The following is a 22,721-nucleotide window of genomic DNA, read 5'->3' as shown; positions in this document are numbered from 1 at the left end:
GTAATATGGAATTTCAATTAACATCTGAGTATAAACCGACTGGGGATCAGCCGCAGGCCATCAAAGAGTTAGTGGCTGCGGTGAATGAAGGAGAGCAATATCAAACGCTATTGGGGGTAACCGGATCTGGTAAAACCTTTACTGTTGCCAATGTAATTCAACAAACCCAAAAGCCAACATTGATATTAAGCCATAATAAGACATTGGCAGCGCAACTTTATGGTGAATTCAAACAATTCTTTCCAGAAAATTCTGTTCAGTACTTTGTTTCCTATTACGATTATTACCAACCCGAAGCCTTTATAGCCTCCTCAAATACATATATTGAGAAGGATTTAGCAATAAATGAAGAGATTGAAAAGTTACGTCTAGCGACAACGTCTGCATTGATGTCAGGCCGTAGAGATGTTATTGTTGTTTCTTCTGTATCCTGTATATACGGTATGGGTAATCCAGAGGATTTCTCGCGTTCTATTTTTAGATTTGGCGTGGGAACTACCATTTCGCGTAATGCCTTCCTGCATAAACTAGTGGAAATTCTGTATTCTCGAACCACAACGGATTTTAAACGCGGAACTTTTCGGGTTAAAGGTGATACTGTAGATATATTCCCTGCTTATCTTGACCATGCTTATCGTATATCATTTTTTGGTGACGAAATTGACGAACTAAGCGAAATTGACCCAGGTAGCGGCAAGACATTGGCTAAACACGAGGCGCTGTCGTTATTTCCAGCTAATTTATTTGTGACACCTAAGGAGAAATTTACGGAGTCCATCTGGAGAATACAGGACGAATTGGTGCAGCGTAAAACACAATTGGAAGAAGAAGGGAAAATGTTGGAGGCCAAGCGGCTTGAAGAGCGTGTAAACTACGATCTAGAGATGATGCGCGAACTCGGGTACTGTTCGGGGATTGAAAACTATTCACGATTTTTTGACGGCAGACAACCCGGCATGAGACCCTTCTGTTTGTTGGATTATTTCCCGGAAGATTATTTATTGGTCATTGATGAGAGTCATGTTACATTACCCCAGCTTCGTGCGATGTATGGGGGAGACCGTTCTCGTAAAATTTCGTTGGTAGAGTATGGATTTCGATTACCCGCGGCTCTTGATAACAGACCGTTGAATTTTCCCGAATTTGAATCGATGACGAATCAAACCATTTACGTATCGGCTACACCTGGGGACTATGAATTACAGCAGACAGAAGGTGTTGTAGTGGAGCAGGTAATCCGTCCAACGGGCTTATTAGATCCGATTATTGAAATAAAGCCCGCTGTTAACCAAGTTGACGATTTTCTGGAAGAGGTAGATAAAGCGATTAAGGAGGGTGGACGTATTTTGGCGACTACGTTAACAAAACGTATGGCGGAAGAATTAACGAAATATATGAGCCGGCTTAACATAAAAGTACGTTATATCCACTCCGAGATTAAAACATTAGAACGGGTGGAAATTCTGCGGGGTTTGCGCTTAGGTGAATTTGATGTGCTGGTGGGGGTGAATCTTCTGCGGGAAGGATTAGATTTACCGGAAGTCACTTTGGTAGCGATCCTGGATGCGGATAAGGAAGGATTTTTACGTTCTGAACGATCACTTATCCAAACGATAGGCCGTGCGGCTCGTAATGATAGGGGACGCGTGATTATGTATGCCGATAAAGTGACGGAGAGTATGCGTATTACGATCGAGGAAACGAACCGACGAAGAGACAAGCAGACGGCTTATAATCAAGAACACGGCATTACCCCGCGGACGGTGGGTAAGACCCGTGAAGAAATTTTGGAGCAAACTTCTGTTGCGGATTATAAACCAGGAGAGGCTAAAGCATATGTTGAACCTGATGCGAGTTCTATGCTAGCGGCTGATCCGTTGATGGAGTATATGAGTGAGAAGGATATGAAAAAGGCGGTGGATACGGTTCGTAAGCGTATGGAGAAAGCAGCTAAAGATATGGATTTTCTGGAAGCAGCTAAATTACGTGACGAAATGTTTACACTAGAAAAAATGTATACGGATCGATTTGGGTGATAAAAAGGCTCTATTGCTGTTCCTGATATAATTTTGTATTGTTCAGACTCAGGGTCCAGCAGAAATTTTCCTGGGTCAAATTGAATGTTCCATTTGTATAATGATTAGCTGAGTTTTTCTGCAATACGATACTGTGTGATTCGTTAGGGATAAAGATTTCTGCATCATTCTTTGTGGAATCTACTAATATGTAAGCAGAGGTTTGATAAGCGGAGGAGGTGTTTAAGTTACGTAATTCTATTCCATCTTCCCAAGGTCTCACACACGTTTGTTTTATTTTTGACCAAGTGTATCCGGCAGACGCAATGCAATCATTTGAGTCACGGTCATTTCCAACTAACTCTATACTATCTTGTTTGCTTGACTGTGTTGTATTAACAGAGCTACAAGAAACACTTATCGCAACCAAAGAAACGAAGTGTAAGGGCGGTGTCAGTATTCTCATTTGTCAATTTAATAAAAGGTTATATGTTTTTGTATTAAACAAATGAGGATCGTTTTTGATTTAAAGGAATTAGAAAATAATAAAATTATTTATTTTCTTAAAAATTCGGTATATATTTATATTTTTCCAAAATATCAAAGCATATTTTTAATAAAATTTAAATGAAGAAGCCAATATTGGTTATCAAATTCGGTTCTGCTTCTATTACCACGAATGGAGAAATAGACGAGCAGATCGTTTTGGAAATCGCGAGACAAACTGCTCAACTGCAATCTACTTATAATATTGTACTGGTATCCTCAGGTGCCGTCGCCGCCGGCAAGAAATATTTGCCCAAATATAGTGGTACGCTTTCAGAACGGAAAGCGGCAGCGGCTATTGGTAACCCGTTATTGGTAAGAACTTATGCGACTTATTTTAAACCGTTTAAAATTGCTTTAGCGCAAAGCCTGTGTGAACGTCATCATTTTGCAAATCGAGATCAATTTCTCCAGCTTAAGAGTACCTATGAAACGCTTTGGAAAAATAATATTATTCCAATTGCGAATGAAAATGATGTCGTGAGTAACAAGGAACTCAAGTTTTCGGACAATGACGAACTTGCGACTTTAATAGCTGTGGGTTTCGGAGCCGAACAGATCCTCTTTAGTACATCCGTTCCGGGCGTACTGGACGCTAAAGGTCAGGTCATTCCCGAAATTAGGGTGATTGACAAAGATGCGTTAGCTTTAGCACGCAAGGAGAAGTCTGCTGTCGGGTTAGGTGGGATGACTTCTAAATTGAACTTTGCCAGATTGGCTAATCAAATGGGGATTAAGGCCGTTATTTTTAGTATGCAGATCGAAAATGGTATATTGAAAGCCGTAAAAGGAGAGACAGGAACGGTGTGCTATGCACAAAAGAAGAAACTATCTTCCCGTAATAAATGGCTAGCCAGCGGAAGTTTGATTTCAGGCCTGATAACCGTAGATCAAGGGGCTATACACGCGTTGCAAAGTAGAAAGAGTTTATTGGCGGTAGGGGTGATGAACGTAGTACAGGATTTTGAGATTGGCGAAGTTTTTCAGATCGCAGATGAAGAGGGGCTGATTCATGCCGTGGCCAAATCCAAATTGGATTCGGCTACACTTAAAAATGAAAAAAATAAAAAGAATTTAGAAATTGCACATGCAGATGATATTGTGCTTTTATAAAATAAGAGATGGAAACAATAGAACAACTACTGAAAGATGCGAGCCAAGCGAAACAGGTTATCCAACCTCTTTCGTTAGAAACGAAAAGACAAGTATTAGCGAGATTGTCTTCACTTTTGATAGCGAATAGCGATGATATAATAGCAATGAATCAAAAGGATTTGGATCGCATGGATATCACTGATTCGAAGTATGATAGATTGGTGTTGAACAAAGAGCGAATCGAAGGGTTGGCACAAAGTGTGATCGATGTAAGCCAATTGGAAGATCCTACCGGAAAGGTACTTTTAACAAAGCAATTGGCTAATGGCCTATACATTGAAAAGAAATCCGTGGCTTTAGGCGTTGTGGGCGTAATCTATGAATCCCGTCCCAACGTCACGATTGATGTGGCGGCACTTTGTATTCAGTCAGGAAATGTATGTTTATTACGGGGCGGTTCGGATGCCTGGTTTACCAATAGCATATTAGTCGACCTGATTCATACCGTTCTCTCTGAGTTCGATTTGGATGAACACATTGTTCAGCTGCTTCCGACTGATCGGAAGCTTGTTTCCGAACTACTGACAGCGACAAAATATGTGGATATTATTATCCCTAGAGGATCACAAGCGTTAATCGACTTTGTACGGAAGAATGCTAAAGTTCCGGTGATCGAAACGGGGGCAGGTGTCTGTCATACCTACGTAGAGGAGACTGCAAATCTAGAAGATGCTGCTCAGATTGTTGCGAATGCTAAGATCTCGCGTCCTTCGGTTTGTAATTCCTTAGATACAATACTGGTAGACCGTAAAGTGTCTGAAAATTTCCTCCGTAAAGTAGCTCCTTTATTGCAAGAAGCCGATGTCGAGATTTTTGCAGATCAGGATGCGTTTGCAACATTGAAAAATTTAAACTATCCTCACCTTCAGCAAGCAACGGAATCTGATTTTGGAAGAGAATTTTTGGATTTTAAATGTTCGGTGAAAATGATCGACAGTTTTCAGGAAGCTTTAGACCATATCGCTTCCTATTCATCTAAGCACTCCGAATGCATTGTTTCTACCAATGCCGATCGCATCAGTACTTTTATGAATGTAGTCGATGCCGCTGCGGTCTATTCGAATGCATCTACACGTTTTACGGATGGAGGAGAATTTGGTTTGGGAGCAGAGATAGGGATTTCGACGCAGAAATTACATGCCAGAGGACCATTTGCTTTGGAGAAATTGGTGACTGAAAAATGGTTTGTAACCGGTAATGGACAAGTGAGGTAGGGATCTGGTGTTAGGAGTTAGGTATTAGGTTTTTAGGTATTAGATATTAGATTTTTGACTTTTGAAGAATGGGAATACGATATGAAAAAGACACGATCCTGAACTGGATCAATGAAATGGGCAAGTTTCTAAGATTAGTAGTGGGGAAGTGGGAAGACTTTGACGAGTCACAGGCTCCTGTTGACATCGAAATAGGATACAACGATTTTTTTAAACGGGAGCGTGCTGATCTGTTGGCATTAGGAGAGGATGAATTAAAGCAATTTGCAGATCGTTTAGAATCTGAACAAGTCCGTCCCTTAGCTTTATTGTTCCTGTATGATGGCCTTATCAACAAGGAGAGGGAGGCACTCCAAAAAGCAAAGCTATTACTGGAATATCAAGCTGCCAAAACCGGAAATTTTTCTTTTGAAGATTTCGAGCATTTGGCAACGATTGATAGGCATCTTAAGTAACTGTATTGACCTATGTCATCCTGACTTTTGATGCCTGCCTAGCTGGTACGCAAGGATCTAGAAACTATGCCCTTAGTATTTCACGTGCGATTACTAGACGTTGTATTTCTGAAGTGCCCTCATATATCTGTGTTATCTTTGCATCCCGCATGAGGCGTTCCACATGATATTCTTTTACATAACCGTATCCTCCATGGATCTGAACGGCCTCTATGGTATGCTTCATCGCCACTTCCGATGCGTGTAATTTTGCCATAGCCGCTTCTTTACCATAGGGCAATCCCTGATCTTTTGTCCAGGCGGCTTTGTATGTCAACAGCCGGGCCGCTTCTATTTCAACTTCCATATCGGCCAATTTAAATTGGATTGCTTGGTGATCTGAAATCGGTTTTCCGAAAGTTTTGCGTGTTTTGGAATATGCTAGCGCTAAATCATACGCTCCTGCTGCTATTCCCAGTGCTTGTGCGGCGATTCCAATCCGTCCGCCGTCTAATGTTTTCATGGCAAATTTAAATCCAAATCCATCATCTCCAATCCGGTTTTCTTTAGGTACTTTCACGTCTGAAAATAGCAGTGAATGCGTGTCGGAACTGCGGATGCCTAGCTTATTTTCTTTTGGTCCGATCGTAAAACCGGTGTATCCCTTTTCTACAATAAGCACGTTGATTCCTTTATGCCCTTTGCCCACATCTGTTTGCGCAATGACTAAATATATATCGGCGTTACCACCATTTGTGATCCAATTCTTGGTTCCATTGAGGAGGTAATAATCACCTTGATCTTCAGCAATCGTATGTTGCGAAGATGCATCCGAACCGGCTTCGGGTTCGGACAATGCAAAAGCGCCAAGTTTCTCACCCGTTGCTAGTGGTACCAGATATTTCTGTTTTTGTTCCTCTGTTCCATATTCGTTTAGTCCCCATAGTACTAACGAGTTATGCGCGGACACGATCACGGCAGCTGAAGCGTCAATTTTTGCAATCTCTTCGAGAGCCAATACATAGGCTAAGGTATCAAGGCCGGCTCCGCCGTATTCTTGGGGCACCATAATACCCATGAAACCAAGTTCGCCCATTTTTTTAACAAATTCAAAAGGAAATTTAGCTTCTTCATCCCGTTGGATGGCACCGGCTTTTAGTTCTTGTGCGAATTCACGGGCAGCGTCGCGAATCATTTTATGCTCTTCAGATAGTTCGAAATACATAACGTGTTTAGTATGGTATAGTCAAATATACTTAAAAATACTATGCTTGCATAATGTTTTGTTGAGAAATAATTTTTATTGATTAATTGCTTTAACACCAAACTCCTTAACACAAAAATAAACTTAATCACAATCGCGTTGTTATAGAAATGATAAAGTTATGACGGAATATATTTGGGGTGTTTATCTTAATCTACTACCTTAGTAGAGTAAATGAAATATTGATTTTAAATAATATATAACATGAGTTTAAGATTAGGAGACCAAGCGCCAAATTTCCAAGCGCAAACGACAATTGGAGATATCGATTTTTACGATTATACAGAGGGAAGCTGGGTAGTATTGTATTCTCACCCCTCGGATTACACGCCGGTATGTACTACAGAGTTGGGGCGCACTGCGCAGCTTAAGGGGGAATTTGAGAAGCGTAATGTAAAAGTATTGGCATTGAGTGTAGATGATATAGAGGATCACTTCGGCTGGATAAAGGATATTAATGAGACTCAAAACACCAATGTTGATTTTCCGATCATTGCAGATAAAGATCGCACGGTAGCAGAGTTATATGATATGATTCATCCTAATGCATCTGCTACCGCTACTGTTCGTTCTGTATTTGTTATCGGTCCGGATCGCAAGGTTAAATTGACGTTGACGTATCCTGCATCCACAGGACGTAATTTCAACGAAATCTTACGTGTGATTGATTCATTACAGTTAACCGATGAATATTCTGTTGCTACACCAGCGGATTGGAGTGATGGAGAAGATGTTATCGTCGTACCGGCTATTAAGACGGAAGATATTCCTGCAAAATTCCCAAAAGGATTCAAAGAGATAAAACCGTATTTGCGTACGACGCCACAACCTAACAGGTAACAACAACTGAAAATTAGTAATTATAATAATGAGAAAGCCGACTATAAGTTGGCTTTCTCTTTTAAGGAATATTTACGTTTTCGTAAAATATAAGAAGTTAATAGTGCGGATAGGCATATGATCCCGAGATAGCCCACACCTTGGACAATGTCAAATGTATATTTTTCGGGAGCAGAAAAATAGAGAAACAACTGTGTTAAAATACACATTACCAAAAAAATAAAAAAGTATATCCAGAAGGTCCGCATTGTTGTTCTTTGTTTAAAGTTAGCAATTAAATAAATAACTGCCAACTTTAATGAAGGTTTGTAAGGAGTTGGGTTAAATATTCAGTGTATTTCATTGTCTTCTGCGCTTTTATGTATATTTACGCTATGCTAATACAAGCGTCTTGTTTTCTGGATTTTACCTGCGAGTTTCCCGTGCCAACGATATTCATGCTGCGGCCGAAGAGTGGGATCGGACAGTTCGTGATGCGCGACGAGTTGCAGGTGTCGCCCTATGTGGCCATGACAGAGTTTGCCGACACTTATGGTAATTTGTGCCAACGGTTGGTGCTGCCCGCCGGACAATGCCAACTACGCAGCACGGTGGTTGCCGACTGTGCCGATGTGATCGATGTGGATTACGGAGCTGCATGGACACCAATCACTGACCTGCCGGACGGTATGTTGCACTTTCTCTTGCCGAGCCGGTACTGCGAGTCTGACAAACTGGGCGACGCGAGCGCGGAAATAACCAGAGGCTGCAACACGGGCTATGAACAAGTGGAAGCGATCCGTCAATGGATACATACCCACATCCAATACGAATACGGCACTACCGACAGCAGTACATCTGCATGCGATGTATTGGAAACGAAGAAAGGTGTATGCCGTGACTTCGCGCATATCGGCATTTCCCTGTGCCGGGCATTAGATATTCCAGCGCGGATGGTTACGGGCTATCTGTACGAGTTGGATCCAATGGACCTTCACGCTTGGTTTGAGGCCTATATCGGTGGGCGCTGGTATTGCTTTGACGCCACACAACACGAACCGAAAGGCGGCCGCATTCTGGTAGCCTACGGGCGGGATGCTGCGGACGTTGCCTTTGCCACACACTTCGGTGCGGTGACGCTCAATGATATGCAGATCAGTGTAGAGGAGATCATTGCATAATACTGGAAAAGTCGTTTTTAGTTTTTATTGTTTGAGTTGATCTGCTTTGTCGGGAAGCAGGTTTTGACATGCTGAATGGAGCAAACTGTTGTTAAATTACGGATTTTTGGGTTAACTAATTTAATCTTAGATGTATTTTTTTAATTCAACAAAGTTGATAAAAACTTTTTTAGAACTCGCCGAAGTCGTTTTTAAAAACACTTCGAGCACTTTTTAAACTCTCCGAAGCGAGTTTGAAATCTCTCCGAAGCGTTTTTTTATTTGATCACGGTCATTTTTTCGTATTTTTTGGCCAAAAAAAAGCCTGCACCCCATAAGGTGCAGGCTTCTACCTGTAATTTAAAACGACCTATTACTCGTTTTTCTTGAAAGTTAAATTTCGCATTAACGTCTGTACCTGCTTGCCCGGATGGAAAAGCAAACGCGTGCGAACGATGTTAGCTGCATTGACTTCTTCCCTCGCATCATTACCCGCGCTATTCGAACCCAGGCGAAAGGAACCTAGATTACCCAGACGGACAATATATCCACGAGAAATGTTGCGCGGAATCTCCCTTACCAGACTCTGCAACACAGCATATACATCGGCCTCGGTTATGGACGAAGCATGCGAAATATCAGAAGCTAGATCTTCCAATACGATTTCTCCCGCATGTACCGGACGTGCGTAGAACTTTTTGGGAGCCGTAGGGTCTCCCGGTTTGCCGATTTCGACTACATTGTACTTAATTGCCATAATTGAAAAAATTAAAATAAAACACTAAACATTTACTTTACTCTTGTTGCAACGATACAAACATAGCACATCGGTGTGGCGCCGAGGGGGTAAAATTCCGCCAAAATGTGGGGTACCCCGAAAAACTTTTTGGCGGAATTTTACCCCTATGGACAGCGGTTTTTTAACACCATAATTTAAAATAATGTTAGTTCAGAGGGTTTAGGACGAGAAAATTTATGTTTCTGTAGTTATTTTTGAGTGGAAATTGATACTTCTCTTTTGATCGTAACAAACTTATCTCTATACTTTTGTCCGTCTTTTAATCTTTTAGGAACTCAATCGGAGTATTGAATTGATGTTGTAGACCACTTAGTCGACGAGGTGTAAGAGACTGTTGGTATGGGTTTCTAGGTTAAGAGATCAATGATTATTTTTCTTAACATACTTTTTGATATTACCCTCTTTGATATATTCCAGTTCGCCTTCTTTACAATAGCCGGTCAGATAAACGGAGAATTTGTTGCTGTCGCTTTTTTCGGTGTCTAATTCTTTGATGACATCGGCGACACGCTTTGGACTGGTGAAGAAATCGGAGTTGTAAACTAGGTTGTCAAGTTTTTGGGTAATCTCTATCCGTCTTTTAGATTCAGGGGGAAGATTATAAAGAGGTTCTAAACTGATGTCACTTTTAAAAATATCCTTAGGTTGTATTTCCAAAGCTCTACAGATCAACAGAAAATTATTTAGTGTCGCACCTTTACCTTTCTCGAGCGATGCAACAGTATTTATAGTGAGCCCTGTCATATTGGCTACATCATTCTGGGCATAAGATAGCTCTTCCCTGCGTATGCGGATTTGTTTACCAATATCCGCTAATATGGTTTTATTTGCGATACTCACATAACAAATAGAATTATTATTTGCGCAAATTATTAAATAAAAAATATTATAAAATTTTGCTATTTTATTATTTGTTTTTATATTTGTTATGTAAACAAAATCGTATTAAGATAGTTTGCAAACAGTATTAAATCATAAACTATGAGAAAGAGGCTATTTAAAAATATTATGAAATCTCCAGTTTAATTGGGGTTGTTTACTTTCTCAAACAAACATCGGTCCTGTAAAGCTAAATGAAGCGCCAAACCACGTGAAGAAACCAGTTAAAAGCGTATAGGATTTCAATCATTTTATTTTAATTCAGATGCGGTGTTGTCGAAAGACGACAAGGAAGAGGCTTGCCTTTTGTGAAAGGTCTTCTATATGCATCGCTATGTTCTTTGACGTATTGGTATTGATAAAAAAGTGAAATATATACTTGAGGCTTCTTGTGACGCCGTAGGGTGAGGGCGATATGCCACTCGCTAAATACTTTTTTATTTTAGGTGTTAGATGTTAGGGGGTAGGAGTTAGGGGATAGATTTTGGAAGGTATACGCAATAGAGTCTCGGCTGCAAATTCCGGCTGGTGCTACTTATCCCAATTGCAAGGTATGCACAACTGGAGAAAAATAGGACTTGCTGCACACTGGTGTTGCTAACTACAATTTGAAAGGTATACACAACGGTCGTGGCCGCGTAGTTTCTCACGCTCAAGGTGTTACCCACCACAATTTGAATGGTATACAGCTCACGTCTTTAAAGACCACGTCACCCCGAGCGAAACGAAGTGAAGTCGAGCGGGTCTAAGAACTATACGAAACATATCGTTAGATTCCTCCGCTTCGGTCGGAATGACGGGAATCTGCTACTACAATTTGAAAGGTATACACAACGAGTAGCTCCGTAGGGTTGAGCAAAATTCCGCATTCTCATTTTTTTAGATGTTACTCATAAATAACGAAGACTATTCTATTTTACAACTGAATTTTGTATTTTTGTTTAAAAGGATATGACAATGAGTACAATAGATTCTGCTTTAGATGAGATTATGCGCCTTGATAACACATCAAGAGAGATGCTCTTAGACATCCTGAAAAAACGTCAGATCGAAGCCCGTAGGAATGAAATAGCTAAACAAGCTAGAAAATCGCTTAAAGATTATCACGCTGGGAAATTGCAACCGATGTCCCTGGAAGAGACACTGCATATGTTGGGTAGTTTATAGAGAGTATTGCTATAATGACGTATCAACTTATTACGACTAAGCAGTTTGAAAAAGCTTATAAAAAGTTTGCTGGCAGAAATGCAATGCTGAAATCTGGTATAGCCAAGGCGTTGAAAAAGATCGTTCTTGATCCCTATGACAGTAGTTTGAGAACACATAAACTGAGCGGAAATCTTGCCGCATATTTGGCTTGTTATTGCGGTTATGATTGTAGAATTATTTTTGTTGTAGAATCCTCTATAGATAATCCCGATATTAATAATATCCTCCTTTTAGATATCGGTACGCACGACGACGTATACTAATTGCATTGCTTTTTCATAATATTAAGAGGCTTCTTGTGACGCCATAGGGCGAGGGCGATATGCCACTCGCTAAATACCTTTTTATTTTAGGTGTTAGGAGGTAGGGGTAGGTTTGGAGGGTAGTCTATTGATGATTTGCGAATAGGTTTTTGTTAATACAAGGTTCGTCACTGCGAGGAGGTACGACGCAGCAGTCTTTCGTTTAAGAGCATGAGATCGCCACACCTTCGTGCCTTAGGTTCGCGATGACGTCGATGTTACTATCGAAATGAACGTTACTACTTGCACGTCACTGCGAGGAGGCACGACGCGGCAGTCTAAATTATTCATTCTTGTTGGTTTATTGTATGAATGATTGCTTAGTAAGACGATACGCTCAATATGACAATGAAGATACTTTGAGTTGAAGAATACAATTTGAAAGGTATACACAACCATTGCTCCGCTATTGTTATCCGGATTATTGATGTTACTCACCCTAATTTGAAAGGTATACACAACCACCTCAACTCGTTAAAAATCCCGAAGCCAGATGTTACTCACCCTAATTTGAAAGGTATACACAACATTACCTGATGTATTAGTAATTGACAATAAGGTGTTACTCATCCCAATTTGAAAGGTATACACAACCAAAACTTTTCAAAGCTCCGGAGTACCTTGGTGTGACCCTCCTACTTTTGAAAGGTAATATTATCTACTTAAGTATTCTTTGGCGCTCATTACCGGAAGAATATTGTTTTTGAAATCTTTTTTATTGCGGGTAATAATGATGGCTAAGTTATTTTCTAATGCGGTATAAAATTGGAGGGCATCTTCAAAATCTTTAAAGTCTGAGACCAAAGATAATTCGATGATTTTATCGTCTATCGCTAGCACTTCTACGAGTACCTTAAATTTTGCTAATAGCTTTCGAGCATCAGCCGAATTGTAGTGTTTGGATAGCAGGTAGTACGTATTGGTAATAGTAAGTGCAGAAATATAGAGCTTAACTTCTTTTCTATCAGCTAAAGTGAATAGTTCCCGCGCCTCCGCAAAAAAACCTTCGCGTTTCTGTAGTAGGTCAAGAACAATGTTGGTGTCGACGAAAACGTGTTCCATTAAGAATACTTTTTGTTTAAATAGTCGGCGTATTCCTTTTTGTATTTTTTCTCCGGCTCTTGAGGGATGATTCCTGTAAGACTTTCAACAAGCGGACTTACCGTCGTGTTTTCTTCTTTTTCGGTCAACGATTTTAGGTAATTCTCAATCAGTTTTGAAAGGCTGGTCTTATTATGCTTAGCATAATCTTTCGCACTTTCGATGATGTTTTTTTCTAAATTCAATGTAAGTTTTGTATTCATAACATTTTCCTTTTACGTGTAAAAATATGAAAACAATACGTATTATAAAAATATGCAATCTTAATTAGAGGCTTCTTGTGACGCCGTAGGGTGAGGGCGATGTGCCACTCGCTAAATACTTTTTTATTTTAGGTGTTAGAGGCTAGGGAATAGATTCTTTACTTTCCACAATTTGAAAGGTATAAACAACTTGATTTGTAGAGAGTGTGTAGAACGACAGTGTGTTGCTCACCTCAATTTGATAGGTGTTAGTCGAGTTTAGCCGTCGGCAAAAATTGTTTTTCATTGTCATAATGAGACCTGCCGAAGTATCTGAATGCTATGGTGTCTGTATATTTTGAGATGCTTCATTTCATTCAGCATGACAACGAAGATACTTGGTGTTGAAGAGCACAATTTGAAAGGTATACACAACGCCCCCGAGTAGTTCGACAAGCCATATCGTTTGATTCCTCCGCTACGGTAGGAATGACGATTTTTAAACTTTAGGTGTTTGAACGGAGAGGAATTTTTTGACTTATATAGAGGCTTCTTGTGACGCCGTAGAGTGAGGGCGATATGCCACTCGCTAAATACTTTTTTATTTTAGGTTTTAGGGAGGAGGAGGAAGATATTTTTTGGCAGTACAAGGTTCTTCACTGCGAGGAGGTACGACGTGGCAGTCTTTCATAATTGTAACAGTAAGATTGCTTCCTCGCTTCGCTCATCGCAATGACGGGAATTAAAGACCTGCTACTACAATTTGAAAGGTATGTGCAACTTCAGAGAGGACCTCCCTCAAATTTAGCTGTTGTTCATTCCTGTTTGAAAGGTATACACAACAGAACCGTTAAAAGCCTCATTATGAAAGAGGTATTAATCACTACAATTTGAAAGGGATACACAACTGTGGGGACTCAAGTGAAGATTATATGAATACGGTTACTTATTCCAATTTGAAAGGTATGCAACTAATACCCTTGAATATCTTCCGTATATGCAGGTATTACTCACTATAGTTTGGAAGGTATAGAATCAGGTAATGCCTCAACAATTTAAATTCTATGTCATGTAGATTGCTTCTTCGTTAAACTCATCGCAATGACGGGTTAAAGACCTGCTACTAGAATTTGAAAGATATACATAACAATAAATCACTGATTTACTGACTTGTAAAGCTGGTGCTACTCACCACAATTTGAAAGGTCCTCTATTGCAGATCTGCGAATAGGCAAATTTGCGAATTCGAGTATTACACTTCGAAAAGTATGCATAACGCCAATAGTGGAATGACGAGTTTTACAGGTTCTTTTTTCAAACGACAGCGACTATATTTTAAAAGGTATACACAACTTGTTTTGCAACAATAAATGTACATGCTTATTTGGTGTCACACACCAGACGTTAAACTATTCACGACGGCAAGACCTGTTAACTTCATAACATTCTAAAGTAATACACAACAGAGTCTTACAGCTCCATCATCAACACCAATACAATCTATTCATATACAGCTTACGCGGCCCCGGCCACAAAAACCGCCAAATATATCCCCCGGGGCTGCAGTAAGCTATCTAATCGGTAACGAACTAAACAACAATTATGAGTAAACTATTACAACAAAAAAAAGATATTGAACGGCATATTTCATTGCTGAACGACGGTCGGGAAAAGGGCCTGGACTTTTTCTATAAAAAGTTCTATGGATACTTTTATTTCCGGAGCGAAAAGTACACCAAGGACGAATGTGACGCAGAAAGTATTGTTCAGGAGGCATTCCTACGGCTCTGGTTGTTTCGAGAGAATGTAGACTCCATGGATGCGGTTTTTACCTTTCTTAAAACACAGGTTAATGCTGCGATAAAGGCTTATTATAGCAAATCACGGAATCGATTTAACCGCAGTTTACTGCGGCTCGATGGTATTGAGGATTATCAGGAGTTTTTATTGGGCTATGAACTGGAAGAAGAGGAGGAGGAAGATCTGGTCTACCTCGAAAGATTGGAAACCGAAAAGCAGGAACAGATGAATCGATTAAATAGTATCCTGCCCAGTCTGAAAGACGAACAACAACTCTTTATCAAACTGTGCTTGAAATATAGTTTTAATTATGAACGCATTGCTTACTATCTCGGCGGCATATCCGATTATGAGGTCAATATGCAGGTAGAGAAAACAATTGATACGTTGCGCAGCATATTCAACAGCTCGGAGAAAATGGATCTGTTAAATAAACCTGCTAAAATTGTACTGCAGGGTGAGTTCAATGATCAGCAGGCAGAGATCTTCCATATGCGCTACGAGTTGCAGCTCTCCTTTGAACAGATTTCAGAAGCCTTGCAGCTAAGTTCCGCGATGGTGAAGAAGCTATTCGTAGAAGCGCACGCAAAAATAAAGCAATCTAAACAAACGGCATAAAAAAGGAGGACCTATGGCAAATGATACGATTATTTTAACCCGCAAAGTACAGATTTACATCGACTGCGACGAAAAGGAAAAACGTACGGAATATTTTAAGAAATTATTCGAATGGCAGGATATTGTCTATCGTGGCTCGAATATGGTCCTGACGCACCAATATCTTCAGGAAAATATAAAAGACCTGATCTACCTGCGGGACGATGTGAAGGTGAAATTAGCAGACAATAACAAAGATCCGGAAGGTATTCTAAACACCTCGCGGATGAACACGACATATAGGGTGCTGTCCGCTTACTTTAAAGGCAAACTGCCTGCTGATATCATCTCGAATATGAATATGACGTTGATTAAGAACTTCAACGCCGATCGACTGGCATACTGGAAAGGAGAGAAGTCGCTTCGTAATTATAAAAAGGATATGCCCATTCCATTCTCAGGTGTTCAGATTAAATTCAGCAACGATGAGAAAAATAGGGATTTCAAATTCAGCTTATTTAAGATTCCCTTCCGTACATATTTGGGCAAGGATCGCTCGGATAAACGCGTGTTGCTGCAACGGGCTTTGGTGGGGCAGATAAAGATATGCGGTAGCTCTATTAAGATTGTAAAAGGCAAGATCTTTCTACTTATCGCATTGGAACTTCCAAAAAAACAACATGTTCTAAAGGATCATGTCATAGCAGAGGCTTCTCTTTCCGTAGAACATCCGATTACAGTCAATATCGATAAGGATAACTTTCAGATTGGCAATAAAGAGGAATTTCTGTATAGACGGATGGCTATACAAGCGGCAAGACATCGCATTCAAAAAGCCTCCGCCTTTAATAAAGGTGGGAAGGGAAGAACGAAAAAACTCAAAAGTCTCGAACATTTTAGCGAAAAGGAAAAGAACTATGTTGATAGTCGCCTCCATCTATATAGCCGTCGACTAATTGATATCTGTGTGAAATCACAGGCGGGTACACTTTTACTGGTGAACCAAACGAATAAAGAAGAAACGGCAAAAGACGATGAATTCCTGTTGCGCAACTGGAGCTATTACGGTTTGATCGAAAAAATAAAGTATAAAGCCAGCATGGCGGGAATTAACCTGATTGTTGAATAAGGTCTACAAAAAAAGCACCTAGGATAAGAAATCCAAGGTGCTTTTAAATATAGTACTATTGAAAGCTACTAGTATACTTTAACGATATAAATATAATCCTGAATTTTTTTAATCTGCTCGGTCCGCGGTAAATTCGACAATGTATTTTTAGTGCTCAAAACTACATTTCCTTTTAATGAATCTGCAGGTATCCGATTTAATGTTTCGATCAGTTCTTTGGTTTTAATCGCAAACCCGGCGCCATCAATACCTTTTTGTTTACCAGAAATGATACCGATAATATTTCCTCTGTTGTCTAGAACCGGTCCACCACTATTACCAGGATTGATAGGGATCGAAATTTGGTAGGCAATCGTATCTCCTGCATATCCCGTATTCGAACTTAAATATCCCTGACCGTATACTGCCTCATCCCGAGGGAAACCGATCGTATAAATATCTTCCCCAATATCAGATATTTGTCTTTTGAACGTATATGGGACGGTTTTTAAGGGCTTGAATGTACTATCGCTGATATGCAAAATGGCCAAGTCTTTCTCTATGTCTGAATAAACGATCTGCGCTTTAAATGCCTGGCCTTTTGTGTTCTGAAGATGCACAGAATCAGCACCATTTACCACATGATAGTTTGTTACGACGTAGCCATCTCTGGTCAGCATAAACCCTGTAGCACCGAAGTGTATCGGCGTTGAGCTCTTTTCTTTTCCGCTATTGATATTTTGGATCTTCCTGTTTTGCTCATTTACATTCTTCTTTACCGTATTCATTTCACGACGCAAGGCGCTGTAGTCTGTAGAAGCCTTTTTGATACTGGTAAAATAACCTGTGAGCCATAACGTGGAGAAGACAGAGATCAATGCTACAGCTGCGGCCACACCTGCATTCATCTGCAGTTTTTTCCAAATCTTGATGATCCCTGTATTGGCTTTCGCAGGAGCTTGGTGATGTAATGATTCTTGCTGTAACGACATTTTGAACATGCGCCTTTGTTCAGTTTCTTTCCAAGAAGAAATGAACCTTCGGTGTTCTTCAAAAATTTGCTGGAATTCGGGATAATCTTGGCAAAATTTTTCAAAAGCAAAACGATCGCCCGCGGATAACTCTCCTCTCAAATATTGATCTGCCCAATCAATAAACTCATTTCTTCGCATACTACTCATGATCGCTATTATTTTTAATCTGTATTATTAAAAAACAACTTTTTAAGTCTTTGTAGACATTTATATTTCTGTGTCTTGGCATTATCCGTATTGGTATAGCCAAACTTTTCACAGATAGCCTGCATAGACAGGTTCGCAATATAAAAGTCATTCAAAATGGTTTTACAGGGCTCACCCAGCTGCTCTAACGAGCTTTCCATTTGTGTAAACTTAGTCTCAATGTCTACATGCCTTTCGATATCTTCTTCAACATGAAGGATGTCTTCATAATCAGAAATGTCTGAGGTATTAGTAGAAGCTCCTTTTCGATTAAGCTGCTTTAACCATAACCTCCTACTAACGGCATATAAAAATGTCTTTAGTTTACTTTTTAACTCAAAATCTTGTCGAGTAACACGGTCATACAATACCATTACGGCCTCTTGAAAGATATCTTTCGCTTCCTCGTTCGAACCGTTATTATTGATTATCATACGAGCAACAGAAGGAAAGAAATGCGCATAAATCGTATTTATAGCTTTACTTTCACCTTTTGCGACTCCCTCGATGATCTCAAGGTCCGATATCTCTTTTGGTAATATCTGTCTTATCTTACTCACTTATTAATACCTTAAAATTCAAATAGTAACCCTGATTTGTTAAATTTTAATTTAAGAAAATTCCTGAATCAAACGTAGGAGTTATTTTGGATATATAAGATATAAAATCGAAAATTTTCAATAACTGATTGCTGCTGCCCTTTGTATCTTTTTTAATATAAGTATTTTACGCAATCGAATGATTGAAGTAAGGGTATTGTAGTTATGCTTATTGCTTTTATTTTTGCAATCTACCATGTATTTTAATTATTGAATATGATACGATCCATACCTAAACGAATAACGCTTCTAATCGCAACATTATTGCCGATGTCGTTTTCAGTACATGCACAACAGGCAGCTTCATCACTAGCAGGTTTTCGGTATGGGAGAGAAGTAGCTCCTTCTGGTAAGGAATGGGAATCTCCTGAAGATTTATCCTTGAATAAAGAACAACCCCGAGCTTATTTTTTCTCATTCGAAGATGTAGCGCATGCACGCAAAGTATTGCCTGAAAACAGTGAATATTGGATGTCGCTCGACGGAACATGGAAATTTAACTGGGTAAAAACTCCCGAAGAACGTCCGAAAAATTTCTATGATCCAAAACAGGACGTCTCTTCTTGGGATGATGTGCCAGTGCCAATGAATTGGAATATTCTCGGTATCCAAAAAGACGCTTCATTGAAATACGGCGTACCTATTTATGTTAATCAGCCTGTGATATTTCACCATAGCGTAAAAGTTGACGATTGGCGCGGGGGCGTAATGCGAACACCACCGGCACATTGGACGACCTATAGTGATCGGAATGAAGTGGGATCATATCGGCGTACTTTTTCCGTTCCTTCTTCTTGGGATGGGCGGGCTATATTCGTCAATTTCGACGGCGTAGATTCTTTTTTCTACTTATGGATAAATGGCAAGTATGTCGGGTTTTCTAAGAATTCCCGAAATGTGGCATCGTTCGATATTACGCCGTATCTAACTAACAACGGAGAAAATACGATCGCACTGGAGGTGTATCGGAATTCTGACGCCTCCTTTTTGGAAGCACAGGACATGTTCCGACTTCCTGGTATATTCCGTACGGTTTCCCTTACCTCAAAACCTAAAATTCACGTTCGGGATCTGATCGCTATTCCTGATCTGGATGCGAATTATGAGAATGGATCATTACAGATCAAAGCTGATATCCGAAACCTCGATAAGAAGGATGCAAAAGATTATAAGATGGTATACAGTCTCTATGCAAATGAATTGTATGGTGATAATAATACCGCTGTAGGATCGGCTACTGTAGTGGCTACTGCGAAAGAGATAAAAGCCGGAAGTTCTACTTCAGCAGAAGTAATATTCCCGCTTAGCTCTCCCCATAAATGGTCGGCAGAGCGTCCGTACCGCTATACTTTGGTCGGCGAACTGAAAGATAATAAAAACCGTACGATAGAGACCGTTTCGGTGGTTGTTGGGTTCCGGAAAGTAGAGATTAAAGATACGAAGGCTGAAGACGACGAATTTGGACTGGCAGGCCGCTATTTTTATATCAATGGTAAAGCGGTGAAGTTGAAAGGAGTAAATCGCCATGAAACAAATCCGGAAACGGGCAAGGTCATCTCTCGTGAACAAATGGAGAACGAAATCAAGTTGATGAAGCGGGCTAACATTAACCACGTACGAAATTCGCATTATCCCGATGATCCATATTGGTACTACTTGTGTAACAAGTACGGTATCTACTTGGAAGATGAGGCAAATATAGAAAGTCATCAATATTACTATGGAGATGCATCTCTCTCGCACCCGGTAGAGTGGCGGAATGCACATGTCGCGCGAAATGTCGAGATGGTGCATGCAACAATCAACGATCCGTCGGTAGTTATATGGTCTTTAGGTAATGAAGCTGGTCCGGGAAAGAATTTTGTAGCAGCCTATGAGGCGATCAAACAGATTGATACATCGCGTCCCGTGCAGTATGAACGTAATAATAGTATTGTCGATATGGGGTCGAATCAATACCCCTCAATCGATTGGGTACGTGGAGCGGTGAAAGGGACCTATAAGATCAAATATCCCTTTCATATTTCGGAATACGCGCATTCGATGGGTAACGCAGCGGGAAATCTAGTTGACTATTGGGAAGCTATTGAATCGACAAATTACTTTATGGGTGGTGCAATCTGGGATTGGATCGACCAATCAATGTATTATTATGATAAGACGACGGGCGAAAAGTACCTGGCATATGGGGGAGATTTTGGTGACAAACCGAATGACGGTACGTTTGTGATGAACGGACTCTTATTCGCAGACATGACCCCGAAGCCGCAGTACTATGAGGTGAAAAAGGTGTATCAAAATGTTGATGTGCGTGCTGTGGATATAAAACAAGGGAAGATAGAGATCTTCAACAAAAACTATTTCGTTTCTCTCAGTGACTACACTCTTCAATGGTCCTTGTATAAGGATGGTGTCGAAATAGAGAAAAGCACAACTTTCTCGGCGAATGGTAATTTGGCTGGAGCTCGTGAAAGAAAGTTGTATACCGTACCGTTTGATTTTTCAGCATTGGATCCACAGTCTGAATACTTTGTGAAAATTCAATTCTTATTATCTAAGGATAAGTTTTGGGCTAAAAAAGGTTTTGTACAAATGGAAGAACAGTTGCTCGTGAAAGAGGCGGAGAATCGACCGTTGGTTTCTGCAGTAGCAAAAGGAGGAATTATCAAAATCAGTTCGGAGGGTGATTTCAAAACAGTTAAGGGCGACGGATTTACGGTAAGATTTGATACACGGACCGGTACGATTTACAGTTTGACGTATGGCAACGAACAAATTATCCGTGACGGGGAAGGTCCTAAATTGGATGCTTTAAGAGCGCCGTTAGACAACGATAACTGGGCTTATCAGCAGTGGTTCGAAAAAGGTCTTCACAACCTGAAGCATAAAGCCCTTTCGACTAATACATATGCCAAACCGGATGGTTCAGTAGTTTTATCGTTTAATGTGGAGTCTCAGGCACCAAACGGTGCGACTATACGTGGAGGGAGTTCCGGAACCTATACCATCACCGAGCATACCGATAGACCGTTTGGTAGCGGAGATTTTAAATTTACTGCCACTCAGATCTGGACTGTTTATCGCGATGGATCTATTGAGCTGCAATCCAGTATTACTTCTAATAATGCCGCTTTGGTATTGCCTCATATTGGTTATACATTGCAAGTTCCCGAGAACTATGGCAATTTTCAGTATTACGGACGTGGACCGGTAAACAACTACGCGGATCGTAAAACAGCACAATCCATCGAATTGTACAAGAGTACGGTGCAAGAGCAATATGTAGCTTGGCCTAATCCACAAAGTACAGGGAATAGGGAGGACGTACGTTGGTGTTCGTTGACAGACGGTTCCGGTAATGGTGCCATTTTTATTGCCAACAAACAGATGGCGACTTCAGCATTGCCATGGAGTGAATTGGAAATGTCATTAGCTCCTCATACGTATCAACTTCCAAAAAGCACGGGTACGCATTTATACTTAAATGCTGCCGTAACTGGACTGGGAGGAAATAGTTGCGGTCAAGGCCCACCTTTGGAAAAAGATCGCGTAAAAGCGGACGTGCATACTCTTGGCTTTATCATCCGACCCGTTAAGGAAAATGATTGTACGGCGAAAGCAGGTGTCTCTCCTGCGGGCGATAGACCCTTGACGATGTCGCGCAGTCGTAATGGAGATATCAGTATCTCTACAGAGAAAGATGATGCGGCGATCTATTATGCTATAGGTAACGACAAGCCACGCTTATATACTTCTCCTTTCAATCTACGTAGTGGAGGAAAAGTTGCTGCTTGGCTCAAAGAGAACGAAAAGTTAACCGTTTCATTTGATTTTGAGAAGATCGAAAGTATTCCGATGACAGTTGTTTTCTCCTCGAGTGAAGAAAGGGGAGAGGGGAATGCGTCGCATATGGTTGATGGCGATTTGTCTACGATATGGCACACGATGTACTCGGTAACAGTGGCACAATACCCGCATTGGGTGGATTTTGATGCTGGTGATGTGAAAACAATCAAAGGATTTACGTATACACCGAGACAGGACGGTCCCAACGGCAACATCAAAGAATATAAACTGTATGTAAGTACCGATGGGAAAAATTGGGGTGATCCGGTTAATGAAGGGCGTTTTGAAAATAATCCTAAACCTAAATCCGTTGTTCTGGACAAAGCTTTTAAAGGACGTTTTATTCGATTTACGGCGTTAAGCTCGCAAAACGGACAAGACTTTGCATCGGGAGCCGAATTTGCTGTTATGGCCGAATAAAGTGGTGTAATAATAAACAGCAAAGAAGAGCCTCAAGAATACACCTTGAGGT

Annotated in this window: 19 protein-coding genes; 11 read left to right on the top strand and 8 right to left on the bottom strand. The window is 40.5% G+C overall.

Annotation, left to right across the window (positions count from 1 at the left end):
- Positions 1-5 precede the first annotated feature (5 nt).
- Positions 6-2,036 (top strand): excinuclease ABC subunit UvrB, encoded by a 2,031-nt coding sequence (uvrB, locus tag FAZ15_RS19155; protein WP_136902920.1) that lies wholly within the window; start codon positions 6-8, stop codon positions 2,034-2,036.
- A gap of 10 nt (positions 2,037-2,046) precedes the next feature.
- On the opposite strand, the gene FAZ15_RS19150 is transcribed toward uvrB, so the two are convergent.
- Positions 2,047-2,481: a hypothetical protein gene (locus tag FAZ15_RS19150; RefSeq protein ID WP_136902919.1), complete on the bottom strand. Its 435-nt coding sequence runs from the start codon at positions 2,479-2,481 to the stop codon at positions 2,047-2,049.
- A 161-nt stretch (positions 2,482-2,642) separates the two neighbouring features.
- Between FAZ15_RS19150 and proB the strand changes: the two genes are divergently transcribed.
- The 3 genes from proB to FAZ15_RS19135 all read left to right on the top strand — a co-directional run bounded on the left by proB (position 2,643) and on the right by FAZ15_RS19135 (position 5,385).
- Complete coding sequence (gene proB, locus FAZ15_RS19145) at positions 2,643-3,674, top strand: glutamate 5-kinase (protein ID WP_136902918.1); 1,032 nt, start codon at positions 2,643-2,645, stop codon at positions 3,672-3,674.
- A gap of 8 nt (positions 3,675-3,682) precedes the next feature.
- The gene (locus FAZ15_RS19140) at positions 3,683-4,930 is read left to right on the top strand and encodes a glutamate-5-semialdehyde dehydrogenase (RefSeq protein WP_136902917.1); all 1,248 of its coding nucleotides are present in this window, start codon (positions 3,683-3,685) and stop codon (positions 4,928-4,930) included.
- Positions 4,931-4,998: 68 nt separating this feature from the next.
- Positions 4,999-5,385, top strand: a complete 387-nt coding sequence (locus tag FAZ15_RS19135; protein ID WP_136902916.1) for a hypothetical protein — start codon at positions 4,999-5,001, stop codon at positions 5,383-5,385.
- 64 nt (positions 5,386-5,449) lie between these two features.
- On the opposite strand, the gene FAZ15_RS19130 is transcribed toward FAZ15_RS19135, so the two are convergent.
- Complete coding sequence (locus tag FAZ15_RS19130) at positions 5,450-6,589, bottom strand: acyl-CoA dehydrogenase (RefSeq protein ID WP_136902915.1); 1,140 nt, start codon at positions 6,587-6,589, stop codon at positions 5,450-5,452.
- A 243-nt stretch (positions 6,590-6,832) separates the two neighbouring features.
- Here FAZ15_RS19130 and FAZ15_RS19125 point away from each other — a divergent pair, with 243 nt between their 5' ends.
- Both FAZ15_RS19125 and FAZ15_RS19120 read left to right on the top strand, forming a co-directional pair.
- A complete protein-coding gene (locus FAZ15_RS19125) occupies positions 6,833-7,468 on the top strand; it encodes a peroxiredoxin (protein WP_136902914.1) in 636 nt (211 codons plus the stop codon).
- 374 nt (positions 7,469-7,842) lie between these two features.
- Entirely contained in the window at positions 7,843-8,628 is a 786-nt protein-coding gene (locus FAZ15_RS19120; protein ID WP_136902913.1) for a transglutaminase domain-containing protein, read from the top strand.
- 352 nt (positions 8,629-8,980) lie between these two features.
- Here FAZ15_RS19120 and FAZ15_RS19115 read toward each other — a convergent pair whose 3' ends face one another.
- Both FAZ15_RS19115 and FAZ15_RS19110 read right to left on the bottom strand, forming a co-directional pair.
- Positions 8,981-9,364 carry an HU family DNA-binding protein gene (locus tag FAZ15_RS19115; RefSeq protein ID WP_136902912.1) on the bottom strand — a complete coding sequence of 128 codons (384 nt, stop codon included), beginning with the start codon at positions 9,362-9,364 and terminating at the stop codon, positions 8,981-8,983.
- A gap of 402 nt (positions 9,365-9,766) precedes the next feature.
- On the bottom strand, positions 9,767-10,246 hold the full coding sequence (locus FAZ15_RS19110; protein ID WP_162305014.1) for a helix-turn-helix domain-containing protein: 480 nt from the start codon (positions 10,244-10,246) through the stop codon (positions 9,767-9,769).
- 996 nt (positions 10,247-11,242) lie between these two features.
- On the opposite strand from FAZ15_RS19110, the gene FAZ15_RS19105 reads away from it, so the two are divergent.
- Together FAZ15_RS19105 and FAZ15_RS19100 are read left to right on the top strand one after the other, a co-directional pair.
- Entirely contained in the window at positions 11,243-11,452 is a 210-nt protein-coding gene (locus FAZ15_RS19105) for a hypothetical protein (protein WP_136902910.1), read from the top strand.
- Between the two features lie 14 nt (positions 11,453-11,466).
- A complete protein-coding gene (locus FAZ15_RS19100) occupies positions 11,467-11,757 on the top strand; it encodes a type II toxin-antitoxin system RelE/ParE family toxin (RefSeq protein WP_136902909.1) in 291 nt (96 codons plus the stop codon).
- A 693-nt stretch (positions 11,758-12,450) separates the two neighbouring features.
- Here FAZ15_RS19100 and FAZ15_RS19095 read toward each other — a convergent pair.
- Entirely contained in the window at positions 12,451-12,858 is a 408-nt protein-coding gene (locus FAZ15_RS19095) for a type II toxin-antitoxin system VapC family toxin (RefSeq protein WP_136902908.1), read from the bottom strand.
- Positions 12,858-13,100, bottom strand: coding sequence for a DUF6364 family protein (locus tag FAZ15_RS19090; protein WP_136822681.1), 243 nt, complete (start codon positions 13,098-13,100; stop codon positions 12,858-12,860). The genes FAZ15_RS19095 and FAZ15_RS19090 overlap by 1 nt, the downstream gene beginning before the upstream one ends.
- A gap of 1,581 nt (positions 13,101-14,681) precedes the next feature.
- Between FAZ15_RS19090 and FAZ15_RS19085 the strand changes: the two genes are divergently transcribed.
- A complete protein-coding gene (locus FAZ15_RS19085; RefSeq protein ID WP_136902907.1) occupies positions 14,682-15,497 on the top strand; it encodes an RNA polymerase sigma factor in 816 nt (271 codons plus the stop codon).
- 13 nt (positions 15,498-15,510) lie between these two features.
- The gene (locus FAZ15_RS19080) at positions 15,511-16,605 is read left to right on the top strand and encodes a hypothetical protein (protein ID WP_136902906.1); all 1,095 of its coding nucleotides are present in this window, start codon (positions 15,511-15,513) and stop codon (positions 16,603-16,605) included.
- 68 nt (positions 16,606-16,673) lie between these two features.
- On the opposite strand, the gene FAZ15_RS19075 is transcribed toward FAZ15_RS19080, so the two are convergent.
- Positions 16,674-17,765 (bottom strand): S1 family peptidase, encoded by a 1,092-nt coding sequence (locus FAZ15_RS19075; RefSeq protein WP_136902905.1) that lies wholly within the window; start codon positions 17,763-17,765, stop codon positions 16,674-16,676.
- A 14-nt stretch (positions 17,766-17,779) separates the two neighbouring features.
- Complete coding sequence (locus FAZ15_RS19070) at positions 17,780-18,364, bottom strand: RNA polymerase sigma factor (RefSeq protein ID WP_136902904.1); 585 nt, start codon at positions 18,362-18,364, stop codon at positions 17,780-17,782.
- Positions 18,365-18,619: 255 nt separating this feature from the next.
- Between FAZ15_RS19070 and FAZ15_RS19065 the strand changes: the two genes are divergently transcribed.
- A complete protein-coding gene (locus FAZ15_RS19065) occupies positions 18,620-22,669 on the top strand; it encodes a glycoside hydrolase family 2 TIM barrel-domain containing protein (protein ID WP_136902903.1) in 4,050 nt (1,349 codons plus the stop codon).
- Positions 22,670-22,721: the final 52 nt, after the last annotated feature.

The sequence above is a fragment of the Sphingobacterium olei genome (assembly GCF_005048855.1).
GTDB classification, from domain to species: Bacteria; Bacteroidota; Bacteroidia; order Sphingobacteriales; family Sphingobacteriaceae; genus Sphingobacterium; species Sphingobacterium olei.
The sequence above is the reverse complement of the archived record's forward strand: the minus strand, read 5'-3'. Positions and strand labels throughout refer to the sequence as shown.

Bases quoted from the DNA above. Each gene is read 5' to 3' on its own strand.
- FAZ15_RS19090 (WP_136822681.1), bottom strand. From the start codon at position 13,100: ATGAATACAAAACTTACATTGAATTTAGAAAAAAACATCATCGAAAGT.
- FAZ15_RS19115 (WP_136902912.1), bottom strand. From the start codon at position 9,364: ATGGCAATTAAGTACAATGTAGTCGAAATCGGCAAACCGGGAGACCCT.
- FAZ15_RS19140 (WP_136902917.1), top strand. From the start codon at position 3,683: ATGGAAACAATAGAACAACTACTGAAAGATGCGAGCCAAGCGAAACAG.
- proB (WP_136902918.1), top strand. From the start codon at position 2,643: ATGAAGAAGCCAATATTGGTTATCAAATTCGGTTCTGCTTCTATTACC.
- uvrB (WP_136902920.1), top strand. From the start codon at position 6: ATGGAATTTCAATTAACATCTGAGTATAAACCGACTGGGGATCAGCCG.
- FAZ15_RS19080 (WP_136902906.1), top strand. From the start codon at position 15,511: ATGGCAAATGATACGATTATTTTAACCCGCAAAGTACAGATTTACATC.
- FAZ15_RS19130 (WP_136902915.1), bottom strand. From the start codon at position 6,589: ATGTATTTCGAACTATCTGAAGAGCATAAAATGATTCGCGACGCTGCC.
- FAZ15_RS19125 (WP_136902914.1), top strand. From the start codon at position 6,833: ATGAGTTTAAGATTAGGAGACCAAGCGCCAAATTTCCAAGCGCAAACG.
- FAZ15_RS19150 (WP_136902919.1), bottom strand. From the start codon at position 2,481: ATGAGAATACTGACACCGCCCTTACACTTCGTTTCTTTGGTTGCGATA.
- FAZ15_RS19105 (WP_136902910.1), top strand. From the start codon at position 11,243: ATGAGTACAATAGATTCTGCTTTAGATGAGATTATGCGCCTTGATAAC.
- FAZ15_RS19120 (WP_136902913.1), top strand. From the start codon at position 7,843: ATGCTAATACAAGCGTCTTGTTTTCTGGATTTTACCTGCGAGTTTCCC.
- FAZ15_RS19085 (WP_136902907.1), top strand. From the start codon at position 14,682: ATGAGTAAACTATTACAACAAAAAAAAGATATTGAACGGCATATTTCA.
- FAZ15_RS19135 (WP_136902916.1), top strand. From the start codon at position 4,999: ATGGGAATACGATATGAAAAAGACACGATCCTGAACTGGATCAATGAA.
- FAZ15_RS19100 (WP_136902909.1), top strand. From the start codon at position 11,467: ATGACGTATCAACTTATTACGACTAAGCAGTTTGAAAAAGCTTATAAA.
- FAZ15_RS19075 (WP_136902905.1), bottom strand. From the start codon at position 17,765: ATGAGTAGTATGCGAAGAAATGAGTTTATTGATTGGGCAGATCAATAT.
- FAZ15_RS19095 (WP_136902908.1), bottom strand. From the start codon at position 12,858: ATGGAACACGTTTTCGTCGACACCAACATTGTTCTTGACCTACTACAG.
- FAZ15_RS19065 (WP_136902903.1), top strand. From the start codon at position 18,620: ATGATACGATCCATACCTAAACGAATAACGCTTCTAATCGCAACATTA.